This is a genomic window from Acinetobacter sp. YH01011, from assembly GCF_013420785.1.
Taxonomy (GTDB): Bacteria; Pseudomonadota; Gammaproteobacteria; order Pseudomonadales; family Moraxellaceae; genus Acinetobacter; species Acinetobacter towneri.
Genome location: NZ_VOYG01000003.1, coordinates 197,520 through 217,530, shown reverse-complemented (window position 1 = coordinate 217,530; position 20,011 = coordinate 197,520). Strand labels below are relative to the sequence as shown.

Sequence of the window (20,011 nt, the reverse complement as noted above, 5' to 3'; positions counted from 1 at the left end):
GTGTTTAAAGTAACAACTGTGAAGCAATAAATAAGTACACCACCACGCCCGTTGCATCACAAATCGAGGTTACCAAAGGCGCAGAGGCACTGGCAGGGTCTAGTTTCAGGCGATGCAAAATAAAAGGCAAACTCATGCCAATTAAACAGCCCATCAGCACAATGCCCAGCATACTCAGTGCCAATACCACAGACACCATCATATCGCCACGGTAATAGCCTAAAATTGAAACCGCAAAAGCCATAGTTCCACCCAAACATAGCGCCACCAAACTTTCACGTCCGAGTAAATGCAGCCAATCTTTAAATTGCACATCACCTGTAGCCAGTGCCCGTACCATTAAAGTTGCAGACTGAGAGCCCGCATTACCACCACTACCGACCAAAAGCGGCAAGAAAAAAACCAGTACAATATGTGCTGCAATAGTGTCTTCATAATGCGCAATGCCAATTCCAGACAATAAACTGCCAAATACCAAAATCACCAACCAAAACACACGTTTGCGATATAAAAGTAAAATTGGCGCAGTTTTTATACTCATGCCAGGTGAAGACGCTACCGCACTTGATTTTAAAAAGTCTTCTGTAGTTTCTGCCTGTACCACGTCCATCGCATCATCATAGGTGACAATCCCCAGTAAATGCTGTGCATCATCTACAATCGGTAAGGCCAAAAAATCATAATGGCTGAGTTTTTGCGCGATACTTTCCTGATCTTCTGTCACTAAACCAGTGACTAAATCTGTGCGCATCACATTTTTAATTTTCTGTTCAGGCGGGTTTTGAATTATTTCTCTTAAAGAAATCACCCCCAATAGTTTCATCAGTTCATCGACAATATAAATCAGGTACAAAGTTTCCCGATCTGTGGTCATTCTGCGTAATTCATCTATGGCTTGCTGCATGTTCAGTTCTGGTGAGAGCACCACGAAATCCGAACTCATAATCGCGCCCGCAGATTCTTCAGGATATCGCGCTAAAGTCTGAATCTGTGCGCGTTTTTCTTCCGTAATGTGTAAGCTGACAAAACGCTGTAAATGCGGAGAAAGTAACTTAAATAAGTCGGTGCGGTCATCTGAAGGCATGGCTGAAATCAGTTTGACCAATTGCTGCGGTGCCATCGCCTCTGCAATTTGATGTTGCGAATGCAGTGGTAAAAACTCCATCACCAAGGCAGCACTGTCAATTTGTTCAATTAAACTCAGCTGTGCTTTCAGACTCAAGTGCTGCATTAAGTCGGCTAAATCGGCAGGGTTGATACCATCGATCAAGCTGCGCACTGTACTTGACTGATGTAATTGCAAGGCTTGTTCTAACTGTTCAGCGTGCAGATTGGTCATTAATCTCACCCACTCCATCATTCCAAAACGTAAAATGAAGAATGGGCAAAGTTTCTCAGCCCAAACCAACCCTTAAAAACCCGAAAATCTGTAGATTTATACAAGATTTTTAGCGTTTCATATCATAGCCTATAATTTTGCTAAGTGCCTAATAAAAACATCTTTAGTTTATGGGTGATGAACGATTCACTTGAAATATAGAACGAACCAGCACATACATAAACGGAATAAAAACAAGCACTAAAATTGTGCCAAAAATAACTCCACCTAAAACACTCACCCCAATTTCCTGACGGCTTGCTGCACCTGCACCAAAGGCAAATACTAGCGGCAAAATACCTGCACCAAATGCCAATGAGGTCATTAAAATAGGTCTGAGCCGTAAGCTTGCACCTTCTAAAGCGGCTTGAATCACCTGTTTGCCTTGTTGCTGCGCAGCCGAAGCAAACTCCACAATTAAGATGGCATTTTTACAGGACAAACCAATGGTGGTGAGCAAGGCAATTTGGAAATAAATATCGTTCGGGAAACCTGCCAAATAGCTGAAAATAATATTTCCACCAATCCCTAAAGGAATGGCACTCATGACCGCTGTTGGAATACTCCAACTTTCATACAAGGCCGCAAGGCACAAGAAAATAAACCCGATGGAAACCAAATACAGTAACAAAGCCTGATTGCTAGACTGATTTTCTTCAAAAGACAACCCACTCCATGCCAAGTCAATGCCCTGCTGCTGTGCCACCATCTGTTCTAAATCACGCATCGCCTGCCCTGAGCTATATCCTTCGGCAGTATCGGCTTCCATTTGCACGGCGCTATACCCCATAAAACGATTGACGACTTCTGGCCCACCGCTCCAACTGAGTTGAGCAAACTGGCTGAAAGGTACCATTTGATTTTGCTGACTGCGTACCGACCATTGATTCAAATCTTCAGGTTTACCACGAAATTCGGCATCACCCTGCATAATCACACGTTTAATTCGACCACGGTCAATAAAGTCGTTGATATAACTACCGCCCCAAGCTGCCGCTAAGGTACTGTTAATAGCCGTTTGATTTAAACCTGCTGCCATCGCCTGTTTCTGATCAATCGTGACGTTTAACTCCGCTTTTTCAGGATTGGCACGTTGATCTAAATTTTTAAAGCTTTGATATTGAGCGGCTTGCTGCTGTAAATTTTGAAATTGCTGAATTAAAAAATCGCGTCCTGTACCATTCACATCGCGCATCCAGAACTCTAAGCCATCGGTTTGCCCCAAACCACGAACTGCTGCGGGCATGCCAATGGTAATTTGTGCATTGGGATGCTGTCGAAAATGCTGCATGGCACGTTCACGAATAGCTTGTGCGGTATGCTGTTGCCCTTGACGCTCATCCCAATGTTTTAGCGCAATAAAACCCTGCCCTAAATTCTGCCCTGTTCCCGAAAAATTACGTCCATAACGAATCATCACCAAATCAACATTGTGGGCTTCATGCTGCATAAAGTATTCACGTATGCTTTCGCCCACTTCACGACTTTTAGACAACGGCGCACCTTCCTGTAATTTAAATTGCACCGACAACATGCCCTGATCTTCATTCGGGATAAAACTGGTAGGTAAGGCACGGTAAAACAAGGCAAACACCGTCAATAAACCTGCAAAAATAACCAGACACACCGCTTTATGCTGAATCGTCCAGCCTGATAATTTGAGATAGTGTTGTTTTAAGCGTTCCAGTTTTTGATTAAACCAGATGGCCCATTGGGCTGGTTGTGGATTGGGTTTTAAAATCAAGGCACACAAGGCAGGCGTTAAAATTAAGGCCACACCTAAAGACAGCACCATCGCAGTGACTAAGGTGATGGAAAACTGGCGATAAATCACCCCAGTCGAACCACCAAAAAATGCCATAGGAATAAATACTGCGGTCAAAACTAAGGTAATGCCGACCAAAGCACCGCTAATTTCCTGCATAGATGCGATAGATGCCTGTTTAGCCGAGAGCTGCTGTTCGTGCATTAAACGCTCGACGTTTTCGACCACGACAATCGCATCATCCACCAACAAACCAATCGCTAAAACCAAAGCGAATAAGGTCAGCGTGTTAATACTTAGGCCAAAGAGTTGCAACACGGCCATAGTGCCTAAAATCACCACAGGCACGGTTACGGTAGGAATGAGCGTCGCGCGCCAGTTTTGTAAAAACAAGAACATCACGATGACAACTAAAATCACCGCTTCAATTAAAGTTTTCACCACTTCATTAATTGATTCCTGCACGAAAGGCGTGTTATCTCGTGGATAGACAATTTGGTAACCTTCGGGCAATTGTTGTTTTAAATGCTCAATTTGTTTTTGAATTAAGGCTGAAGTTTGTAACGCATTGGCACCAGAAGATAATGAAATCCCCATCCCTGCCGATGGAAAACCATTAATGGTATTAAAGCTTTGATAATTTTCTGCACCAAGTTCAATACGTGCCACATCTTTTAAATAAACAAAGCCACCTGCCTGATCTGCTTTTAAAATAATATTTTCAAATTCTTCTACCGTTTTTAAGCGTGAACCTGAGGTGACTTTGGCATTGAGATATTGTTCTTGTGCTGTGGGTAATTCACCAATTGCGCCTGCTGCGACTTGGGTATTTTGTGCCAATACTGCAGCACGTACATCACTTGGCATGAGTGCGTATTGTTTTAACTTTAACGGATTCAGCCAAATCCGCATTGCATATTGTGCACCAAAAACATCGACCTCACCCACACCTTCAATGCGTGCCAACTCTTGCTCTAAATGACTCATCATATAGTCAGACAAGGCAATATTGCTGCTTTTGGCTGTGGCATCGTACAGCCCAATGACCATGTGGGTATCACCCAATGATTTAAAGACATTTACCCCCTGACGTTGCACATCTTCAGGTAAGCGGTTAATTGCGCCATTAATCGCATTTTGTACCTGGACTTGTGCGGTATCGGGGTTGGTACCATTTTCAAAGCTAATGCTGATTCTACTTCGTCCTGAAGAATCGCTGCTAGAACTAAAATACAGTAAGTGATCTAAGCCTTTAATTTGCTGTTCTAAAACCTGTGTGACGCTTTCTTCAACCGTTTCTGCCGAAGCTCCAGTATAGGTTGCGCTGACAGTGATACGCGGTGGTGCAATGTCTGGGTAGCGTTCTACAGGTAAATTTAATACTGAAAAAATCCCAAGTGCCATCACCACAATGGCGAGCACACCTGCAAAAATAGGACGTTCAATAAAAAATTTAGACAACATAAAACTGGATCACTTATAGATGGCAATGTTGATATTTAAATATGAAATGAATCAAGTGGATGAAGATCATCAAAAAAACTTGAAACCGTTTTTCAAATTAACACAGCAAAATAGAACTTCGATGACTGCATATCAAAAAATCTAGTTTTGTCACAAAAATATTGATTGGTCTTCATTTTTTCTCACAGATTTAGTATTTGACCTCCCAATTTTGGGATAGCTCCTAGATTCATCTTATTTCTATACTTCTGACATAACAATTTGGATGACAAGGAATTCATGATGAAAAAAACCTTATTATGCTTAACTTTAGCAGGCTTACTCAGTGCATGTGGTGGTTCAGACAATGATTCTGGTAGTTCTGCTCCCCCACCATCAAACACCACAAAAACTGGCGTACTGACCGATGGGCCTGTGAGTGGTGCAACTTATACAATTAATGGTGTCTCTAAACGTACAAATGCTCAAGGGGAGTTTGAATATCAAGAGGGTGATGAAATCACTTTCTCCATCGGAAATATTGAAATTGGCACAGTGATTGGTGCTGATCGTATTACCCCTGTGGAGTTAGCTGATGATGTAACAACACGAACAAATTTACTTATTTTTTTACAATCTTTAGATTCTCAGGGGGGGCATGACGATGGTATTCAAATCCCTGACTCAGTGAGTCAACTCCCTGCAAACTCAATTGACCTCTCTAAACCAACAACTGAATTTATTACAAGCTTTCAACCTGTTCTACAAACAATAGAAGATTTTAAAGATAAAGTCGTAGTTAGCGCAACAGAAGCACAAGCTAACTTTAACCAAACACTACTCAAAGATATCGTTGGGGTTTGGTATGCGAAAAATGCTGACTCAGAAATCGTACTTCAAGTAACCTCAGACGGGAAATACCTGATTGGCGAACCTATTGTTAGCTCACCATCTGATAGTGCAAATGGCATGGAGTATGGTGAATTATCGGTAAATGCTGTTGCTGGAGATTTATGGGCGCAATCTTCAATTGATACAAATGAAGATTGGGGCTTAACTGATTCTGGAAAAACACGTGATATGAAAATATCATTTGATGGTACGCAGTTAAAAATTTCTGAAGCTCAAAACCCTAATGAAAGTGCAACATTTACTAAAGTCCCTCAAAACAATTCGAGCATTGCCGGTGCTTGGAACTCAAGTTCAGGCAAGCAACTATTTGTTTTCAATCCGGATAATAATACCTATATCATGGTTGATGCTGTTGGGGACGATCAAGTGGAAGTTGGAGAAATGCCTTGTGGTGGACCAGGTATCGAATATGGTAAATATCGTGTTCAAGATGGAAAGTTATTCGTAGATAATATCCTGATCGATACAAATGGCTGTGCAGGCTTATCTGACAATAGTGCAAACTCAAGCTCAGGTCTACCAGTCACGGTTAATTCGACATCACTTACACTCCACGAACCAAATGAAGGTACATTTATACTCACAAGACCCAATACAGAAGGTACTACCACAAGTAGCGCAAGCCAATTCTATAAAGATATTGCTGGAACTTGGGAAATTGGACGTACCAATGCATCTGCTGTTTTATTACATATTTTACCCGATGGACGTTATGCTCTGGGTGAAGCAGATGTAGCTGATGAAACAGGGAAGCCTGGTATTGAAATCGGACAATTAAATTGGAATGCTTTAACCTCAGCGCTGAACCCTGTAATTTCCATAGATACAAACGGTGACTACGGGCTTTCACATCCTGACAATGATGGTCACCACCGCCTAAGTTATAATGGCACAGATCTAGTGCTGACTGATGTAGGAAGTAATAGCACCTATATTTTAACTAAAGTAAAACAATCATCAGGTCTAGTTGGCACTTGGCAATTTAATCAAACTCACTTGTTTGCTTTCTTTGACACAGGATTCTATTTCTTGTTAGACACCGAAGGTGATTGCGATAACCCAGGAATTGAATATGGTAAATATTCAATAACATCCAATACACTTGCCGTAACAGAAGTGTTATATGACACCAACGGTTGCGGTGGATTACATGACACTTCGGATAGCGCTAAAGTTAATGCAACTTATAGCATCTCCGGAACAAGTCTAACCTTGCATCCACAAGGCGAAGACACTATTACCCTACAACGTAGTAACTAAACATATTTTAAAGCTGCCTAAGCAAAATTTAGGCAGCTTTAACCAATATGCTCAAAATGAATGGTACAGCTCATTAATAAATGCATGAGTTCAATTTGCGAGTTGCATTGGGTTTTTTCATAAATATTTTTAAAATAAGTGCGCACGGAACTGAGGGTAATCCCGCAATGTTCCGCAATTTCTTCTAACTTATAACCATTCAACAACAACTCACACAGCTCAAACTCGCGTTTAGACAATTGATAAGCTTGCTGCAAATAGGCTTGTGACAAGGCATAGTGCTGATGCATATCGGTCAGAAATACCGCAATTTGATGTTGTCTTGCATTTTGATGCTGCATATTTTTTAATTTAGAACAAGGTACGATAGTCAGCATTAATTGTTGTCCTTTCGCATCTGACAAAGACAATACACCGCCTACATCTGCGTTTAATGCCGACTGTCCCAACAACGCTGAATGTAATAATTGATCTAAACGACTTTGATCATAAGCATGGGTTTTTAAACGATTATACAAGTCCAAATCTAAACATGAATCGTGTTCCAGCATGCTTTGAGCTAAAGGGTTTGAATAAATCAAACTCAGCTGATGATCAAGCAAAATTACACCTGTTTTTAAATGATCGAGCACACTATACAAACTTAAATTTTCTTGTTTAACCAAACTAAATTGACGATGGATTTGTAAGGCACGGCGCAAATGCACACCCAAATGCTTTAAAAAATCCAACTCTTTTTGTTGATACGGCGCTACATCTGGCGCACGATGTAATCCTAAAACTGCCCAACGATGTGAACCCTGATCGAGCAAAACAGCCGAGATATAACTAATTCCCGTCGGATTCAAACACCGTTCATAAAAGATATATTCATCACTTTCAGGGTTTTCCCCATAATGCGATAAATCCGAGCTCGCTACTTGCCCCACACCTAAATTTTCCCACAATACTCGGTGTAACTGCATGTCAATCACGCGAATCCGCTCATCACGATAGGCATGCAAAGCTTCATCTGGAATATTGTGACTAAATAAAAAATCGTAACTTGGGCTAAATTGATCTAAGGCAGTAAAAATGGCGGTTTTACTGTCTGTATATTGAACAATTTTTTCAATTACTTGCGGCCATAAATTCACATCTACAGCGGCATCATAAATACTGCCTATAATTTCGTGTTCTCGGTTATCCATTTTTATCCCCTTTATGCCTACTCCAGCCTGCATTACACTTATTTAATCATTTGTTTTTCTTATTATTCCAAGTAGCATAGTGGGTTTTATTCACAAAAAAAAGCAGTTTAAATACATATCACGCATTTAATAAATAAATAAATGGAAAATGGCTAGGCAGTTTTGCTTTTTCATGCGTGCAAACTCTGAATTATAAAAACCACGCCATAAAAAAACCCCGTATCTGACGATACGAGGTTTTTGAAGTTTGGGTCCGCTGATAATTACATCATGCCGCCCATACCACCCATGCCACCCATATCTGGCATTGCTGGCTTGTCTTCTGGAATTTCAGTAATCATACATTCTGTTGTTAACATCAGGCCAGCAACAGACGCTGCATGCTCAAGTGCAGAACGAGTTACTTTTGCAGGGTCAAGAATACCCATTTCCAACATGTCGCCATATTCACCAGTCGCAGCGTTATAACCATAGTTACCTTCACCGTTCTTCACAGCATTGATTACTACAGATGGCTCATCACCAGCATTGGCTACGATTTGACGAAGCGGAGCTTCGATTGCACGACGAAGAATGTTGATACCTACGTTTTGGTCATCGTTAGCACCAGTCAGACCATCAAGTGCAGATGCAGCACGCACCAGTGCAACACCACCACCTGCAACAACACCTTCTTCAACCGCAGCGCGAGTTGCGTGAAGCGCATCATCCACACGGTCTTTCTTCTCTTTCATTTCAACTTCAGTTGCAGCACCAATTTTGATGACTGCAACACCGCCTGCTAATTTAGCAACGCGTTCTTGAAGTTTTTCTTTGTCGTATTCTGAAGTAGATTCTTCGATTTGCGCACGGATTTGCTGAACACGCTCAGAAATCTGATTTGCATCACCAGCACCATCCACAATCACGGTGTTTTCTTTAGAGACTGTAACTTTGTGCGCGCTACCCAAATGCTCTAGTGATGTTTGCTCCAAAGACATACCAATTTCTTCAGAAATAACCGTACCGCCTGTCAAGATTGCAATATCTTGAAGCATTGCTTTACGACGATCACCAAAACCAGGCGCTTTCACCGCACATACTTTGATGATGCCACGCATGTTGTTCACAACAAGCGTTGCCAGCGCTTCGCCTTCTACATCTTCAGCGATAATCAATAATGGCTTACCTGTTTTTGCAACCGCTTCTAGGACAGCAATCAGTTCACGAATGTTGCTGATTTTTTTATCAACTAGAAGAATGAACGGATTTTCAAGTTCTGCAGTCAAAGTATCTTGTTTGTTCGCAAAGTATGGCGAGATATAACCGCGGTCAAACTGCATACCTTCTACAACGTCAAGCGCGTCTTCAAAGCCTGAACCTTCTTCAACAGTGATTACGCCTTCTTTACCAACGCGTTCCATTGCTTGTGCAATGAGTTTACCTACTGTTTCATCAGAGTTTGCAGAGATCGAACCCACTTGCTCAATCGCTTTAGTATCAGATGCTGGTTTAGCCGTTGCTTTAATGTCTGCAACGACTGCCTTAACAGCAAGGTCGATACCACGTTTCAAATCCATTGGGTTCATGCCCGCAGTTACAGATTTGATGCCTTCATTTAAAATGGCTTGTGCAAGTACTGTTGCAGTGGTCGTACCGTCACCTGCGATATCATTGGTTTTGCTAGACACTTCACGTACAAGCTGAGCACCCATGTTCTCAAACTTGTCTTTCAAGGTGATTTCTTTCGCAACAGATACACCATCTTTAGTGATGTGCGGCGCACCGAAAGAACGGTCAATCACTACGTTACGACCTTTAGGGCCTAAAGTTACTTTAACTGCATCTGCAAGGATGTTTACACCTGCAATCATTTTTGTGCGAGCTGAATCACCAAATTTTACGTCTTTAGCTGACATGTCTAACTCCAAATATTTTTAAATAATGTTCAAATTTGCTTTGAATATGAGTTCTGAAATTAGCCTTCAAGTACCGCTAAAATATCAGACTCTTTCATAATTAGAAGTTCTTCACCGTCTACTTTAACTGTGGTGCCTGCATAAGTACCAAACAAGACTTTGTCACCCACTTTTACGTCTAAAGCGCGTACGCCATTGTCTGTAATTTGACCATTACCTACTGCAATCACTTCACCTTGGGCTGGTTTTTCTGCAGCAGAACCTGGAAGCAAGATACCGCCAGCTGTTTTTGTTTCTTCTTCAACACGACGAATAACTACGCGGTCATGTAATGGACGAATGTTGCTCATAAATAACTCCATTAGACTAAGTCAATGTATAGATTCCTGATGACGACTTAATTATTCCTTTGGTCATCATCAAAATAAATTTTAGATGACACTGTTGTGGGGATGGAAATAAACGCTTCAAGGGGGAAAGATAAAAATATTTCAGTTTTTGTTGTTTTTTTAGACAAATTGGCTAGGTCGGTGTTTTATTCTGCATTTTGTTGCCACAACACAAATTGCTTTTTTTCAGCATCAAAAATGTAATGCTGCACATCACCATTGTTACACAATACATTTAAGCTATTCGGCATACCTTGATGCAAACGATATGAAATTGCAGTACCTGCATGAATATCCAGCACAGGATGCGCTGCGCCTAAGGCATAAATTTGATTTAAGTCATATACTGCGGGTTGATGTAAATGCCCATGCAGCAAGGCATATAAACCATTTTTACTCCACTGCTCTAAGGCAATTCGCCCCAACACTGGGCAATCTTTAATGCTGTGGCGATCATCTGGTGGTGTATAAAATGGTTGATGCGCCACCAAAATTTTAAACTTATTACTTGGCGCAACTTGTAGCAAAGCTTCAACTTCCTGAATTTGACTTAAAGAAATATGCCCGCGAGTATGAAAACGGCGTCGAATACTATTTACGCCTATCAGATAAAAATGTTGCGTTTCCAACACACTTTCCATGCGCCCAAAAAACAACTGATAACGGGCGAATGGACTCAAAAACCTTTTCCAGAGATGATACAGCGGAATATCGTGATTACCTGGTACTACCAAATACGGCACATCTAAACTGTCTAAAAAATGCTTACAAGCATAAAACTGTGCATAGCGTGCACGTTGGGTTAAATCACCACTGACCACAACCGCTTCCGGTCGCATACTTGCACACAGTTGTTGTACTGCCTGCATACAAGCCACATTTTCAGTGCCAAAGTGCAAATCAGACAGATGCAGCAGCATGCGGCACCTTAATGTTGAGTGCATTCTTCTGCACCGAAATATGTAATGGCGGACGCATTTTGACAATTTCCCCATCTATCGCCACGGTCAGCTGCGTCTGTGTACTGTGAATTACCACCTGATCTGCAGCAAAACTATAAACATCACTGGCTTGATCTAGTTTGCCCTGAATCATTTGCCATAAAATTTTAAATAAAGTCAGCTTATCGCTTTTGGCAACCACGACACCCGCAACTTTGCCCTGTTCTGCCGCTTGCGCAATACGTAAATTCATTTCAGATAATTGCAATTGATTATTGCCAAAGAAAATCAACGGGGTTTTTAAGGGATAAAGTGTGCCATCGATTGCAATTTTTAATTTTAACTCTTTACGGTCACGAATCAGCACATCCAAACCTGAAGTATAGGCATGCAAAGGTAAACGTCCTAAATATTGGTTATAATGCTCGCGCTTTTGAATGAATAAAGGATACAAACCCAAACTGGCATTGTTTAAATAAATATGTTGATTGATTTGTGCCACATGCACAGCTCGCGTCGTGCCTGTGGCAATGACCTGTGCGGCTTCAATTAAATCCAGTGGAATATTCAGTAAGCGCGCCACATAATTAAACGTGCCCAAAGGCAAAATACCCATGGGGATAGATGTCCCTTTTAACTTTGCAGCAACCGCATTTAAAGTACCATCTCCACCCGCTGCAACCACAACACCGCTTAACTGCGCTGCTTGATGCCGTGCTAACACCTGTTGCATCAGTTGATCAAAATTGGCGATTTCACCCATTTCAAACAATTGGATTTCAAAACCATGCTGTGACAAAACATGCAACAGTTCTTCATATACACCTTCTTGCTGTGTGGCATGAAATCCTGATTTTTGATTATAAATAAGAGATAAAGGCTGTAATGTTGTCGACATTTTCTTCAATCATTTTAAAGCTTTTGCTCTAATTTCGACCAATTGATGCAGAATGAAAAGCAGCTTTATGTAAAAATCGAATGACGACCATTCATTAAATCAATAATCATTCTTTATAAAATTTAAGATATAAGTACATGTTTTAATTAAAAATAATTAAAATAAATAATGCCCATAATTTTTTTAAATAATGATAAATGGAACACAAAAAAGTTGTAAGCCCATGTTTCATATATGTTATTCATTATTTATATGGGTATTTTTCACATAAAGCTAAATCAAGCCTATGTCTTATTTTTTTTATGTTTTTGTGCTTTAATACAGCCACTTTTTTTTCATATTTCATCTGAACCATGTACCCCATCGTTCAGATTGTACTTTGTACACGATTTGTACACATTTAAGATAGGCCTCACCATGACCCAAGTGAACGCACCAGAATTCGTTCGTCACCCTAAGCTTATTGCATGGGTTGAAGAAATTGCAAAGTTAACGAAACCAGCAAAAATTGAATGGTGTGACGGTAGCGCAGAAGAATATCAACGTCTAATCGACTTGATGATCGCTAACGGCACCATGCAAGCATTAAACCAAGAAAAACACCCTGGTTCGTACCTTGCAAATTCAGATCCTTCTGACGTTGCTCGTGTTGAAGACCGTACTTACATCTGCTCTGAAAACAAAGAAGATGCTGGTGCGACGAACAACTGGGAAGCGCCAGCTGAAATGCGCGCTAAATTAAACGGTTTATTCGACGGTTCAATGGCTGGTCGTACCATGTATGTGGTTCCATTCTCTATGGGCCCATTAGGTAGCCACATTGCTCACATCGGTATTGAATTAACTGACTCTCCTTATGTTGCTGTCAGCATGTCTAAAATGGCTCGTATGGGTAAAGCTGTTTATGACGTATTGGGCACAGATGGCGAATTTGTTCCTTGCGTACACACTGTGGGCGCACCATTGGCTGAAGGCGAGAAAGACGTTGCTTGGCCATGTAACAAAGAAAAATACATCGTACATTATCCAGAAACTCGTGAAATCTGGTCGTATGGTTCTGGTTACGGCGGTAACGCATTATTGGGTAAAAAATGCTTAGCGCTTCGTATTGCTTCTGCAATGGGCCGTGAACAAGGCTGGTTAGCAGAACACATGCTTATTTTAGGCGTGACCAATCCACAAGGCGAAAAACACTACATCGCAGCAGCATTCCCTTCTGCATGTGGTAAAACCAACTTTGCGATGTTAATTCCACCTGCAGGTTATGAAGGCTGGAAAATTGAAACTGTAGGTGACGATATTGCTTGGATCAAACCAGGTGAAGATGGTCGCTTATATGCAATTAACCCTGAAGCTGGTTTCTTCGGTGTTGCTCCTGGTACAAACACCAAGACTAACCCGAACTGTATGGCAACTCTGCACAAAGACGTGATTTATACCAACGTTGCTGTGACTGACAACGGCGAAGTATGGTGGGAAGGTCTATCTAAAGAAGTTCCTGCAAACTTAACCAACTGGAAAGGTCAACCACATACTGGCGCAGAAAAAGCAGCTCATCCAAATGCGCGCTTCACTGTTGCAGCGGGTCAATGTCCTTCTATTGATGCTGACTGGGAAAATCCAGCAGGTGTTCCAATTTCAGCGTTCATCTTCGGTGGTCGTCGTGCAGACACAGTGCCTCTAATTTCAGAAGCATTTGACTGGGTAGATGGCGTATATAAAGCTGCAACTATGGGTTCTGAAACTACTGCAGCAGCCGTTGGTCAACAAGGTATTGTACGCCGCGACCCATTTGCAATGCTTCCATTTGCTGGTTACAACATGGCAGACTACTTCTCTCACTGGTTAGAAATGGGTGAGAAAGTTGGCGAAAAAGCAAAAGCTGCAGGCAACAAATTACCAGGTATCTACAACGTAAACTGGTTCCGTCGTGATGCAGAAGGCAACTTCGTATGGCCTGGTTTTGGTCAAAACATGCGTGTACTTGAGTGGATCATTGATCGTTGCGAAGGTCGTGCAGAAGCTGTTGAAACTCCAATTGGTTTTGTTCCAACGTATGAGCAATTGAACTGGACTGGTTTAGATTTCTCTAAAGAGCAATTTGAAACTGTAACAGCGCAAGACAAAGAACAATGGATCAAAGAGTTAGAAAGCCACACTGAGTTATTCAACAAACTTGGTGAGCGCCTACCTGCTGCATTGAAAGCACGTCAAGCTGCTTTACTTGAAGCGGTTAAATCTGCGTAATTCAACGCTGATTGCTAAGAAAAGGTCACTTCGGTGACCTTTTTTATTGCCCTAATATTTTAGTTGCTAAAAACATCAACATTCCAGCTTCAACATCCCCCGCTGATGTGTAAATACTAAATAATACGAAGATTCAAGGTAAAAACATGACATCATCAAAACACACTTATCACCCCCAATATAGACAGCCTACCACATCACCAACAAAGCCATGCTTTGTCCACTCAGCTATGGCATACTTAAAACAAGAATGAAATGACATCAAAACATGAGACATGATCATGAATAAAACCATGAAGAATACAATGATTATTTTGGCTATGACGGGACTTGGGTTAGGTTTATCCGCTTGTCAAAGTTTGCCTGAGCAAAACGAGAATAGTTTTATTGGCTATAAAGTCGAAAGCAAAACTGATCGCAACGCAGTATTAGCCTACACTCTTGCAGGACGTCAAAACCAACAGCGCGATGAAAGTAAATTACAGCGTGCCTGCCAAAAAGAACTTGGTGCGCATAAAACTTATCAATTGCGGATTTTAAGTATTAATGAAGTGGTGAATCCTGCAGCCAACCAACAAGACCCGTATGGTCGCCAACTTGGGCAAAGCCGCACCTCTATTGGCTTATCGAACACACCTGAGCTACATAGCAGTGAAAACTATGCTACACGTCAGGCCTTAGATGCTCGCCCAAGCACACTGCGCATTGTGCGTTATAGCTGCAATTAATTCGCGCCACAAAACTGGCTTCCTATAAGACGTGATGAGTTATCGCGTCTTATAAAAACTCACATTACGGAACTCTTTGGCTTCATCCAAATCTGGCCATGTGGTCGCGCTGCGTTCATCTATTTTTATATATTGTGGATGACTAAAGTTTTTCACTCGGCTGTCTGCCACCCAAACTTCTGGGGCGAACTTTAAGAACTCATCTAAAAAAAAGCGATTGCATTGATCATAAAGTACATCGGCAGCCAACAATACATCCACTTGTTCTGCTTTGTATAGATCATCTAAATATTCAAGCACCACATCATTCAATTCAGCATTGGCTCGACAGGCTGCAAGGCTAATGGGGTCAATATCACAACAAATTACCCGTTTGGCACCTGCCATTTTTGCAGCAATCGCCACCACGCCCGAACCTGCACCAAAGTCTAAAACGACTTTATTTTTTACTTGCTGCGGTTCTGCCAATAACCATTGCGCCATTGCAAGTCCTGAAGCCCAACAGAAAATCCAGTACGGCGTATCATTCCAAATACGACGAATCACTTCATCATCTAGCTTGTCGGTAGGAAATACTGGTGGAATAAGCCAAAGTGAAATAGGCGTTTCAGGCAATTGCTGTGCCAGTAATTCACAATTTGGAATTACATCATGTAAAGCATCTAAAAGATGTTCAGGGGCTTTAGGAAATTGAAAGGTACAGCTCATTGGATTTTTATTCGTTCTAATTTAAAAAGTTCCCTCTGCTTTTTTAAAGGAGAGGGGGCATTCATTATTTTTACAATGAATTCCCCACTCTTTTTTAGGAGAGTTAGGGAGAGAATTTTTAAGCCCTCATCCCAGCCTTCTCCCTGAGCCGTATACGGCGCAAGAGAAGGAGCATCCATTATTTTCACAATGAATTTCCCCTCTCCTGAGCAAAATTTAAAGCACTGCTTTTAAATTGAAGCGCAAGAGAGGGTTAGGGAGAGGTCTTCATCAACCTAACGCTTTCTCAGCCGCTTCAACCGTTTGACGAATCAAAGTTGTAATCGTCATTGGGCCAACGCCACCTGGTACAGGCGTATATGCAGAAGCAATCTCTTCAATGCCTTGCAATTGGATATCTCCAACACCACCGCCATCACGTGGATGGAAGCCTGCATCAACAACCACAGCGCCTGGTTTGATCCAGTCTTTTTGAATCAATTCAGCTTTACCAACCGCACCAACAATAATGTCCGCTTGTTTCACAAAACTTGCAAGATCTTGGGTACGTGAATGGCAAATGGTTACTGTTGCATTGGCTTCAAGAAGCATCGCAGCCATTGGTTTACCTAAAATTGCCGAACGCCCCACAACAACGGCATGTTTGCCTGCAATTTCAATGTTTTTTTCTTTAAGAATGGTCATAATGCCTGCAGGTGTTGCAGAACCATATGCAGCTTCGCCCATTGCCATACGACCATAACCTAAACAGGTCACACCATCTACGTCTTTTGCAAGTGAAATCGCATCAAAACAAGCACGCTCATCAATTTGCGCAGGAACTGGGTGTTGCAACAAAATACCATGCACATCAGGATTGGCATTCAATTTTTCAATTTCTGCCAATAATTGTTCTGTGGTGGTTTCTGTTGGCAATTCTACTTTTAAAGAATCCATGCCCACACGACGGCAAGCATTGCCCTTCATGCGTACATAAGTTGCAGATGCACCGTCATCACCGACCAAAATAGTCGCTAGAATTGGGGTACGACCTGATTTTGCTTTTAACGCTTCTACACGTGTTAACAGATCAGCTTCAATTTGTTTTGCCAATGCACGACCGTCTAAAATTAATGCCACGGCACATCTCCAAATGTTGATATGAATCAATTTTGCAAATAATACATGATTATTTAGACTATTTTATTCTATATGTCGAATTAATGTGCATCTGCTCATTTAATAGTATTGTTTTTTTTTCAGAGCTTGCTAATATACGCATCACAAGACGCGGCGGGGTGGCAGAGTGGTCATGCAGCGGACTGCAACTCCGTGGACGCCGGTTCGATTCCGACCTCCGCCTCCAATCTTGTAAAACTATGCCCGAGTGGTGAAATCGGTAGACACAGGGGATTTAAAATCCCCCGCCCTCAAAGCGTGCCAGTTCGAGTCTGGCCTCGGGCACCATTTTAAAATAGATTAAAATGGTGCAAATAAAGAACCCAGCATTAAGCTGGTTTTTTTATGCCTAAATTTTAGGTTTTCCCCTCTTTATTCAATATTCAATGATGCCTCTATGAACCCTAAACAAGCGCTTCTTGATTTGCAGCAATTGCAACAACAATACCCTGCTGCATTTAAAAGAAATATTTTGTTTTATGGTTTTATTCAAAGCAAAGGCATGCTGGATGATTGGAAAGAAATGATTCCATGGGTCTTGGCCTGCCTGATTTTTATTCCTATTTCAATCAGTCTGGCGCACGGGATTCAAAACTTTGCACCGCAGTACGATGCCTTTCAAGCCAAGGCATTGGCGATTTTAGCCATCATGTTAGGTTTTATGCTGCTTCTACCTTATGTGTTGTATCAAATTAAACACAGTTCGGCATCGTGGTATCAACTACAGCAACATGCCACCATAAAAATAGCAGTATTGATTCTGCTACAAGCGGTAAATTTCGCCTATTTTCAGAGTGAAATTCTGCAAGGGATTTTATTCTTTTTCTGCATCAGTTTTGGTTTTGTACGTTTCTATAAAGAGAATATGTTCCGTGACCACATAAGCCTTGAACAAAAATATTGCTTAACGCAATTTCGCCGTGCTGCGTATTGGTCATATCGTCAAGCTGCTAAAATTCAATATCGGATGTATTTTTCCAATAAAAATAGCCCTCGTTTTGCCCAATTGAATCAGCAATATCAACATGCAATTCAGTTACACCAACAACTGATGCAGGTTGAACACAATTTATGTAAAAGCATTAAATACATAGATTTAGACAGTTATATTCAAGATAAACTCGATTAAAAACCTCCGCTTAATCATCAAAAAAAACCGAGCAACTTAGACTCGGTTTTCTGTAAATATCACACCAATTTTAAGTAGTTTTAGCGACATCAATGATTGGTTTTAAGTCTACACCATACTTCTGTTGATGACCACGCGTATCATCGAGTTTGTATTCACGTGCCTTAACCGTATCTATAAACTTCCAATCTGCAACCACTTGCGCACGATCAAAAGTCACCGTTAAATAACCACGTTGATTTAAGTTGCAATAATCCAGTTCATCAATCAGTTCTTGAAAGGCATATTCCAACGCTGCCATTTCGTCTGCAGGCACATTTAAGTAATACTCAATTCCGGGCGATGATACCGAGCTGGTCGCGAATTCCAACCCAACCTCATGATTTGTTTCATGTGTATGCAAGGTTGCAGCCCAAGCATTGTGAGTATCACCTGCCAACACCACTGCTTTTTTCCCAAGTTGCTGCAATGTCCCATACACAACTTCTCGCTCGTAGGCATAACCATCCCAAGCATCGAGGTTATAAGGTGCAACCGCATACAAACGTGCCTTATCTACTGCTGTCAAAGTTGGATCATTCGCTTTTAAACGCAATTTCAGCGTGACCAATTCTGTAATTTTCTGCTTCATTTGTGCAAGTGTTTCAGGTTGCTGATCACCATTGGTGATTTTCGCTAAAGGCAATAACAGTTCTTGTGGAATCAGTATTTTCGCCATCAACACTTGTTGAGCCAAAACATTCCAAGTAGCCCTAGACTGCCCCAACTGCTTTTGCAACCATTCTCGTTGAACTCCACCCATCAATGTGCGTTGATCACTAAATAAATCTGCCTGAAATTTAGCAGCATCAATACCTTCTGCCGTCATATAGTTAGCATAATCTAATTGCTTATGACGCGCCAAAATACGCGTATCCAGCATCATCAGATTCACCAAACCACCAAAATCAAACTGGCGATAAATATTCAAATGATCATTTTCTGCAACTGGACGAATTGGCATCCACTCGAAATAAGCCTGTAATGCCGCAATTTTACGTTCTATAAAGCTGCCTTCACCTTCTTGATGATTATCTGCACCCGCTTCCCAAGTATCATTACTGAGTTCATGGTCATCCCAAATGACAATAAATGGATGGCGTTGGTGAGCAGTCTGCAAATCAGCATCGGTACGATATAAAGCATAACGTTTACGATAATCATCTAACTTGATAATTTCTTTATCATTGTCTGCAGCAAAGGTACGTCCTAACTGTTTTGCATCGTCAGTCGCGTAGCCACCTTGTCCATATTCATAAATATAATCACCCAAGTGAATAATCACATCCAGATTGTTTTCCTGTGCCATTTCTTTATACACATGAAAATAACCTGCGGGATAGTTCGAGCAAGAACAGACCGCAAATTTCACTTGATCGCTGCGTTGTGGCAAGGTTTTGGTCTGTCCTATAGCAGAAACCGTATTACCAAAGCGGAAACGGTAATAATATTTAGTCCCTGCCTGTAAACGATCTGCGTCCACTTTAACAGTAAAATCTTGCGCTGCGCTGGTTTGTACTTTGCCAGTATTTACCAATTGCTTAAACGCCTCATCGCTGGCAATTTCCCAAACCACTTCAATGCATGCTGCCATGTCACTTGGCGTTACACGTGTCCATAAAATAATACGATCATGCAGCGGATCACCACTGGCGACACCATGCAAAAACTGCACCTTTAATGCATTTTCTGCTGTATTTTCATTGTCATCACCACATGCAGTTAATGCGACTGGCAATGACAACGCCCCAAAACCAGCCAAACTTTTTTGAATCAGCTCTCGGCGAGTTAAGCGAATGTTCATGAATATTCCTTTTATTTTTCTTGAGCGCTCAACATAGAAATTTATGATTTCGCTTTGATCTCAAATTCATGAAATATTGATGACAAACAGCAGAAATATGCTTCAAACCGAACTTTTTTCAAGC

The 20,011-nt window shown here is 41.4% G+C and carries 14 protein-coding genes and 2 tRNA genes; 6 read left to right on the top strand and 10 right to left on the bottom strand.

Features of this window, described 5'->3' with window-relative positions; all coding sequences use genetic code 11:
- Nucleotides 1–4: 4 nt before the first annotated feature.
- Both mgtE and FTT78_RS03650 read right to left on the bottom strand, forming a co-directional pair.
- Nucleotides 5–1,339 carry a magnesium transporter gene (gene mgtE, locus FTT78_RS03655; protein ID WP_154320955.1) on the bottom strand — a complete coding sequence of 445 codons (1,335 nt, stop codon included), beginning with the start codon at nucleotides 1,337–1,339 and terminating at the stop codon, nucleotides 5–7.
- 163 nt (nucleotides 1,340–1,502) lie between these two features.
- Entirely contained in the window at nucleotides 1,503–4,607 is a 3,105-nt protein-coding gene (locus tag FTT78_RS03650; protein WP_154320956.1) for a multidrug efflux RND transporter permease subunit, read from the bottom strand.
- A gap of 282 nt (nucleotides 4,608–4,889) precedes the next feature.
- Here FTT78_RS03650 and FTT78_RS13435 point away from each other — a divergent pair, with 282 nt between their 5' ends.
- Nucleotides 4,890–6,758: a hypothetical protein gene (locus FTT78_RS13435; protein ID WP_257221874.1), complete on the top strand. Its 1,869-nt coding sequence runs from the start codon at nucleotides 4,890–4,892 to the stop codon at nucleotides 6,756–6,758.
- A 38-nt stretch (nucleotides 6,759–6,796) separates the two neighbouring features.
- On the opposite strand, the gene FTT78_RS03640 is transcribed toward FTT78_RS13435, so the two are convergent.
- The 5 genes from FTT78_RS03640 to FTT78_RS03620 all read right to left on the bottom strand — a co-directional run bounded on the left by FTT78_RS03640 (nucleotide 6,797) and on the right by FTT78_RS03620 (nucleotide 12,074).
- The gene (locus tag FTT78_RS03640; RefSeq protein WP_154320957.1) at nucleotides 6,797–7,948 is read right to left on the bottom strand and encodes a LuxR C-terminal-related transcriptional regulator; all 1,152 of its coding nucleotides are present in this window, start codon (nucleotides 7,946–7,948) and stop codon (nucleotides 6,797–6,799) included.
- A gap of 263 nt (nucleotides 7,949–8,211) precedes the next feature.
- Nucleotides 8,212–9,846 carry a chaperonin GroEL gene (gene groL / locus FTT78_RS03635; protein WP_180008937.1) on the bottom strand — a complete coding sequence of 545 codons (1,635 nt, stop codon included), beginning with the start codon at nucleotides 9,844–9,846 and terminating at the stop codon, nucleotides 8,212–8,214.
- Between the two features lie 59 nt (nucleotides 9,847–9,905).
- Nucleotides 9,906–10,196, bottom strand: coding sequence for a co-chaperone GroES (groES, locus tag FTT78_RS03630; protein ID WP_004972131.1), 291 nt, complete (start codon nucleotides 10,194–10,196; stop codon nucleotides 9,906–9,908).
- Nucleotides 10,197–10,381: 185 nt separating this feature from the next.
- On the bottom strand, nucleotides 10,382–11,155 hold the full coding sequence (locus FTT78_RS03625) for a metallophosphoesterase (protein WP_180043629.1): 774 nt from the start codon (nucleotides 11,153–11,155) through the stop codon (nucleotides 10,382–10,384).
- Nucleotides 11,136–12,074 (bottom strand): diacylglycerol kinase family protein, encoded by a 939-nt coding sequence (locus tag FTT78_RS03620; protein ID WP_180043628.1) that lies wholly within the window; start codon nucleotides 12,072–12,074, stop codon nucleotides 11,136–11,138. Before FTT78_RS03620 ends, FTT78_RS03625 begins: the two co-directional genes overlap by 20 nt.
- Before the next feature lie 417 nt (nucleotides 12,075–12,491).
- On the opposite strand from FTT78_RS03620, the gene FTT78_RS03615 reads away from it, so the two are divergent.
- Nucleotides 12,492–14,321, top strand: coding sequence for a phosphoenolpyruvate carboxykinase (GTP) (locus tag FTT78_RS03615; RefSeq protein ID WP_004972137.1), 1,830 nt, complete (start codon nucleotides 12,492–12,494; stop codon nucleotides 14,319–14,321).
- Between the two features lie 293 nt (nucleotides 14,322–14,614).
- Nucleotides 14,615–15,049, top strand: a complete 435-nt coding sequence (locus FTT78_RS03610; protein WP_131260784.1) for a hypothetical protein — start codon at nucleotides 14,615–14,617, stop codon at nucleotides 15,047–15,049.
- A gap of 39 nt (nucleotides 15,050–15,088) precedes the next feature.
- Here FTT78_RS03610 and FTT78_RS03605 read toward each other — a convergent pair whose 3' ends face one another.
- Both FTT78_RS03605 and folD read right to left on the bottom strand, forming a co-directional pair.
- Nucleotides 15,089–15,757, bottom strand: a complete 669-nt coding sequence (locus tag FTT78_RS03605) for a methyltransferase (RefSeq protein WP_004972140.1) — start codon at nucleotides 15,755–15,757, stop codon at nucleotides 15,089–15,091.
- Nucleotides 15,758–16,027: 270 nt separating this feature from the next.
- Complete coding sequence (folD, locus tag FTT78_RS03600; RefSeq protein ID WP_004972142.1) at nucleotides 16,028–16,876, bottom strand: bifunctional methylenetetrahydrofolate dehydrogenase/methenyltetrahydrofolate cyclohydrolase FolD; 849 nt, start codon at nucleotides 16,874–16,876, stop codon at nucleotides 16,028–16,030.
- Between the two features lie 152 nt (nucleotides 16,877–17,028).
- On the opposite strand from folD, the gene FTT78_RS03595 reads away from it, so the two are divergent.
- The 3 genes from FTT78_RS03595 (at nucleotide 17,029) to FTT78_RS03585 (ending at nucleotide 18,044) form a co-directional block, all read left to right on the top strand.
- Nucleotides 17,029–17,102, top strand: a tRNA-Cys gene (locus FTT78_RS03595).
- A gap of 15 nt (nucleotides 17,103–17,117) precedes the next feature.
- Nucleotides 17,118–17,203 (top strand) — tRNA-Leu (locus FTT78_RS03590).
- A gap of 109 nt (nucleotides 17,204–17,312) precedes the next feature.
- Complete coding sequence (locus FTT78_RS03585) at nucleotides 17,313–18,044, top strand: hypothetical protein (RefSeq protein ID WP_180043627.1); 732 nt, start codon at nucleotides 17,313–17,315, stop codon at nucleotides 18,042–18,044.
- A 70-nt stretch (nucleotides 18,045–18,114) separates the two neighbouring features.
- On the opposite strand, the gene FTT78_RS03580 is transcribed toward FTT78_RS03585, so the two are convergent.
- Entirely contained in the window at nucleotides 18,115–19,887 is a 1,773-nt protein-coding gene (locus FTT78_RS03580; protein WP_180043626.1) for an alkaline phosphatase, read from the bottom strand.
- Nucleotides 19,888–20,011: the final 124 nt, after the last annotated feature.